7 protein-coding genes are annotated in these 5,380 nt (G+C 60.7%); all 7 read left to right on the top strand.

Annotated elements, in window-relative coordinates; genetic code table 11:
* Window positions 1-224: hypothetical protein (locus H5U38_13910; GenBank protein MBC7188116.1), on the top strand; the 224-nt coding region annotated here is incomplete at its 5' end.
* Between the two features lie 45 nt (window positions 225-269).
* Window positions 270-965 (top strand): hypothetical protein, encoded by a 696-nt coding sequence (locus tag H5U38_13905; GenBank protein ID MBC7188115.1) that lies wholly within the window; start codon window positions 270-272, stop codon window positions 963-965.
* A gap of 20 nt (window positions 966-985) precedes the next feature.
* Entirely contained in the window at window positions 986-1,612 is a 627-nt protein-coding gene (locus H5U38_13900) for an NUDIX domain-containing protein (GenBank protein ID MBC7188114.1), read from the top strand.
* Window positions 1,613-1,978: 366 nt separating this feature from the next.
* Window positions 1,979-2,179, top strand: a complete 201-nt coding sequence (locus H5U38_13895) for a zinc ribbon domain-containing protein (GenBank protein ID MBC7188113.1) — start codon at window positions 1,979-1,981, stop codon at window positions 2,177-2,179.
* 355 nt (window positions 2,180-2,534) lie between these two features.
* On the top strand, window positions 2,535-3,290 hold the full coding sequence (locus H5U38_13890) for an HAD family hydrolase (GenBank protein MBC7188112.1): 756 nt from the start codon (window positions 2,535-2,537) through the stop codon (window positions 3,288-3,290).
* On the top strand, window positions 3,287-4,879 hold the full coding sequence (locus tag H5U38_13885; GenBank protein ID MBC7188111.1) for a transglutaminase: 1,593 nt from the start codon (window positions 3,287-3,289) through the stop codon (window positions 4,877-4,879). The genes H5U38_13890 and H5U38_13885 overlap by 4 nt, the downstream gene beginning before the upstream one ends.
* Before the next feature lie 42 nt (window positions 4,880-4,921).
* A partial coding sequence (locus tag H5U38_13880; protein ID MBC7188110.1) for a phosphomethylpyrimidine synthase ThiC occupies window positions 4,922-5,380 on the top strand: 459 nt, incomplete at its 3' end.

The raw sequence follows: 5,380 nt of genomic DNA, 5'->3' as shown, positions 1-5,380 counted from the left end.
GTCTTTTGACCATGTGGGCCGCGGCTACCCTGTACATCATGGCGGTTGGCCTCACCTTCCTTCTTCGCTTTTTGGGCGGCAAGTGGAAGTCGATGCGGGTAATAGAGGTGCCAAGGACCGGGGTGTTGCGCGTCCCGGAGGGGTGCCACGCACCAGAGGGTGTACTGGGAGCTTTGCCCGCAGGGACGGCGGAGAAAAATGAGCGGGAAGTGACCCCGGGGTAGGCACGGGGGGTCAGGGAATTGAAAGGCAGAAGTGTGGAGAAAACGGTGAAGCGAAAGTTCATCGTCCTGTCTGGGCCGTCAGGAGTGGGCAAGACACCGCTGCTCAAGGCCCTGCGCCGCATGCACCCAGAGCTGGACTTTGGCACGCTGACTCTGTACATTAGCCGCCAGCCCCGACCCGGTGAGAAGGACGGCGTGGATTTTCACTTCCGCACGGAGCAGGAGATCCGCTCCCTGCCGGCAGAACGCTTCCTCGTGGGCAAGGGACGGGTGGTCTGGCAGGCCATCGACTTGGTCGAAGTCCGGCAGGTGCTGCAAGCCAAGCCGCTGGTCATCGTCGAGATCTATCCCACCTTGGGTCGGGAGCTCATGTCACATTCGGCGGTACAAGGACTCCTGGGTGACTTTGAGGTGAGAACGGTCTTCCTTTCGCCTTTGCACGAGGATGAGCTCGATGCGTTGGCTGAGGGGTTCCCGAGTCGCCAGGAGGCCTTGGCGGCAGTCATGCTGCCGAAACTGGTGCAGCGCTCTCTGCAGCAGGGAAAGCTCTTCACCCTGGGGGAACTGGATGACCTGCGGGCCAGGGCGCTGAAGGCGTTGGAGGAGATGGAGATGGGGCGCGGCTACACCGACGTCATCGTCAATCACGACGGCGAAGATTCGCTCAATTGGCGCTTTACGCCACCCCTCGGCGAGGCGGGTCGCACCCTGCGCAGATTTGTGGAGATCATCATGGAGTGACACTTGCGGATTGGAGGAACATGGATAAGCAGATTGTCGTGGTGCCGCGCGAAGAATTGTTTCGGGAACTCTCCTTTCAAGGGTTTCTGCCTGCGCACAGGTACGACTTCGAGGCGCGGGTGCGCCGCTACCTCAGGTACGCGATGCGGTCCGCGGCAGAGATTGATCCTTCCCTCAAGCAGCCCATTGCCTACTGCCTCATCGTCAATCCGGCGAAGAGGCTGGTCTTTGCCTACCGTCGAGCGACCAGGAGCGAGGACTACCAGGAAACCAGACTCCAGGGAAAGTGGTCTTGGGGCGTAGGCGGTCACATCGAGCGATATGATTTAGCCGCGGATCCGGTGCGGGCGAGTATGTTGCGAGAGCTGAGCGAGGAAGTGGACATCCCAGGCGAGGTGGAGGTGAGTGTCGTGGGGTACATTAACGACGACAGCAATCCTGTTGGCCAAGTCCATTTTGGCATCTTGTACAAAATCGCCACGTGCCAGAGCCATGTGGCGCCGCGGGGCAGCGAGATGGCTTGGGGTGGGTTCGTGGACCTGGCGCGGGTGGAGGAGATCCTGGCCGCTCCGGAATGCGACGTCGAGACCTGGTCGCGCATCGCCATGCCGGCTTTGCGCGAGATACTCACGCCGCGCTGCAGCTGAACCTGATTCTGCGTGCGAGGGGGAGCTCGCACGCGGGGGTGAATCATTTCTTGTTGCCGTGCATCCAATGCTCGGCATGTGAACGCGGTCTTTGGGGCTATTGGGGTGTGGGCGATTCGATGCGTCTCGAGAATGGCAGGGTAGAGGAGTGAGAAGAAGAATGGATTTTCTCTGGTTGATTCTGATTGCCGCAGGCTACATAGTCCTGATGAGGTTTGTGCTCCCGCGCTTGGGGGTGCCCACGTGAATGTCCCGGGCATGCAGTGTTCCGGTGGAACGCGCGGTGCAAGACAAAGCTGAAGAGCCAGACGGGCCAGGACAGACGGAAACCGGGCAGGCTCGAATTGGTGAAAAGAGGAGGTAGGTGTGCCTATTTACGAATATCAATGCCGGCTGTGTGGCAATGTGTTTGATGTGCTCCAGAAAGTGGGCGAGAGTGGCGAGCACTTGCGCTGTCCGCGCTGTGGTGCGGACAAGGCGACACGCATCTTTTCCCCGTTTGCGCAGAGTGGCAAGGAATCGGTGGCCAGCGCAAGCAGTTGTGCCCCTCGGGGCGGATTCTCCTGAGGTGGGTAGTGGGTGGCCGGGTGCCTCCCAGCAGATGGTAGCCACCTCCTCTGAGGTCCGGCTGCCCGAATGGTGCAGATGGACGTTGACCCCTTCCTTCCAGAAGCTGACCGAGTCTCCGGGCTTACCTGGGGCGTGGCCCACTTTCCCTCGCTTCGCATACCTCGCCCTCCGAGCAGGAAAAGGCTTGATTTTTACACCTAAGTTGCTTACTTTGGTACTGGTAGCAGCCTGCTGTCTCCAGGAAGGAGGCTTTGCAGTGACGAGCCTGTTGGTGGGGCAAGGGAGTTGCTGGTGGCAACGGACTCCGTCTGCCCGCGGTAGCGCCTGGGAGGCCAAAGCCGGGGAGGGACCTATGCCTATCAACGCGGTCCTTTTCGACGTGGGGAACACTCTGGTGTACGAGCATGAAGACTGGCGCACCCTGGAGCGCGAGGGGGTGGAAAGGCTCATGCTGACGCTCCGTGGCCACGGCATGACTGTGGACGAGGTGCGGCTGCCCGAGGTCCTGCTCCGCATTCGCGAGGAGAACTTTGCCCGGGCGCGGGAGAAGGGAAAAGAAATCACTGCAGCGGAGAGCATCAGCGTTGCACTCCAGGAGGTAGGGCTAAGGGAGATCTCCCAGGACCTGCTGAACCTTTGCGTGGAGGCGTATTTTCACCCTGAGGAGGAACGCAGTCAGCTGCTCCCGGGCGTCGAGGAAGGGCTGCGAACCCTTTTCCACCGCGGCTTTCAGCTGGCAGTGGTCTCCAATGCTACCTCGGCGCTGGTGGTGCGCAGGATTCTCGAGATGCATGGCATCCTGCACTGGTTCAGGGCGTGCATCGTCTCCGCGGAGGTTGGTTACCGCAAGCCGCGCCGGGAGATCTTTGAGCTTGCCCTCAACGCTGTTGGCGCGACAGCGCGCAACGCCGTGTTTGTAGGTGACCGACCCGACATCGACATCCAAGGCGCGCACAATGCGGGACTGCGCACCATAATGCTCAAAGCGGTCAAGCAGGAAGGTTCTGCCTTGGATGCCACCCACGCAACCTGGGTTGCCACCAGTTTTCCCGAAGTGGTGGATATCTTGACCAGGACGCAAGAAAAAGAGGGAGAACGCGCTCGATGAGAAGATTCTCAGTTGCTCTGGCCCTATTGGTTGCCCTTTGCGGCCGCCTCCATGGCGCGCAGGTGGGCGAGGTGGTTGCCTCCTTTCCCACGCCCGGTCCCTGCCCTACCGGGCTTGTGTGGGATGGGAAGCACCTTTGGTTAGCCGATCGCAAGACAGACACCATCTACAAGATGACCACAGAGGGGAAGGTGGTCGCGACCATCCCCTCGCCGGGTTACTGGCCTATGGGCCTTGCGTTCGATGGGACCCACCTTTGGAACGTTGACCTGGGCGAAAAGAAGCTCTACAAGATCGACCCCAAAGACGGCAGCATCCTGGCGGCGCTCGACGCACCCGGGCCATCCCCCAGTGGCCTTGTTTGGGATGGGAGTTCCCTCTGGCTTTCTGACAACAAAGACGATAAGGTGAGTCGCATCAGCACGCAAGACGGCACGGCCATTATTTCATTTCCAGCTCCTGGCGGGGAACCGCAAGGCCTCGCCTTCGACGGCAGGTACCTGTGGCTGGCAGATCGCAGCCAGGACGAGCTGTACATGATGACCCCGGAACACGGCTACGTGTTGTGGGTGGTGAAATCGCCTGGCCACTTCCCCACGGGCCTGGCATGGGACGGCACCCACGTGTGGTGCGCGGACTTTGAGTCGGACAAGGTCTTCCGCATCGATGTCGAAGGCAAAGAGCCGCTGGTGCGCACGAACGAACGGCATGCCATCGTCGAATACACCCACCAGGTGCGCAACTACGGCCCAGGCAAAATCAAGACTGCAGATGTCTACATCGCGCTGCCCCGCAGCCGCGACTCGCAGCAGCTCGAAGGTCAGGCGGAGCTGGTGCCGAAGCCGGTGGGCACCGTCACCGACCGCTGGGGCCAAGCGTGCGCCCATTTTCGCCATGAGAACCTGCCGCCGGCGCGCACCGAGACCGTCACCATGAAGGTGAAAGCCCGCATCTGGGAGGTCTTTTACTATGTGCGTCCAGAGCGGGTGGGCTCGTTGGCAGAGATTCCTGCAGAGATCAAAGAGCGCTACCTCGCTGATGGGAGCAAGTACTGCCTTGGCGATCCGCTCATTCAGCAAGCGGCGCGGGAGGCAGTGGGCGACGAAAAGAATCCCTACTGGATTGCGCGCAAGATCTACCACTGGCTGATGGGAAAAATGTACTATGAGCTTGCTGGTGGCTGGAACGTTGCCCCGGAGGTCTTGCGGCGAGGTAATGGTTCGTGCTCGGAGTACAGTTTCGTCTACATTGCCCTGTGCCGGGCTTCCGGCCTACCGGCGCGCTATGTAGGCTCGGTGGTGGTGCGAGGGGACGATGCCAGCATGGACGACGTCTTCCACCGCTGGGTTGAGGTGTATTTGCCTGGCTACGGGTGGATACCAGTGGACCCGAGCGGCGGGGACCAGGAGTCGCCACGCGCGCAGGCCCTGTATTTCGGCCACCTGGCGAACAGGTTCCTCATCACCACCGAGGGCGGTGGCGATTCGGAGTATCTGGGATGGACCTACAATTCTGCAGAAACTTGGACAGCAGAAGCAAAGTGTAAGGTGGTAGTGGAAAACTTTGCCGATTGGAACCCAATTCGTTAGCGGCAAAGGGGATCGCGCATTGTGCCGTGAGGTGTGGAGTAGATGACCCAAATTCTTGAGGCGCGCAAAGGGAACATCACGCCCGAGATGCGCGCCGTGGCTGCACAAGAGAAGGTTGACGCCGAGCTTTTGGCCACCCGCATCGCCGCAGGGGAGGTCGTGCTTCTGAAGAACAAGAAGCACGCAATCCATAAGGTTTGCGGCGTTGGCAAGGGGCTGCGCACCAAAGTCAATGCAAACATCGGCACCTCTTCTGATGTGGTAGATGTGGAGCTCGAGGTGGAAAAGGCGAGAGTGGCCGTCGCGGCGGGTGCCGATACCATCATGGACCTCAGCAGCGCCGGTGACCTCGACCGCATCCGCAGGGCCGTCATGGCGGCAGCTCCGGTGCCCATCGGCACTGTGCCTATCTATCAGGCGGCTATCGAGAGTGCGGCCCGCAAGGGCGGTATCGTCCACATGACGGTGGACGACCTCTTTGCCGTGTTGGAACGCCAGGCA

This window comes from Calditrichota bacterium, from assembly GCA_014359355.1.
Lineage (GTDB): Bacteria > Zhuqueibacterota > Zhuqueibacteria > JANLFK01 > Oleimicrobiaceae > Oleimicrobium.
The sequence above is the reverse complement of the archived record's forward strand: the minus strand, read 5'-3'. Positions and strand labels throughout refer to the sequence as shown.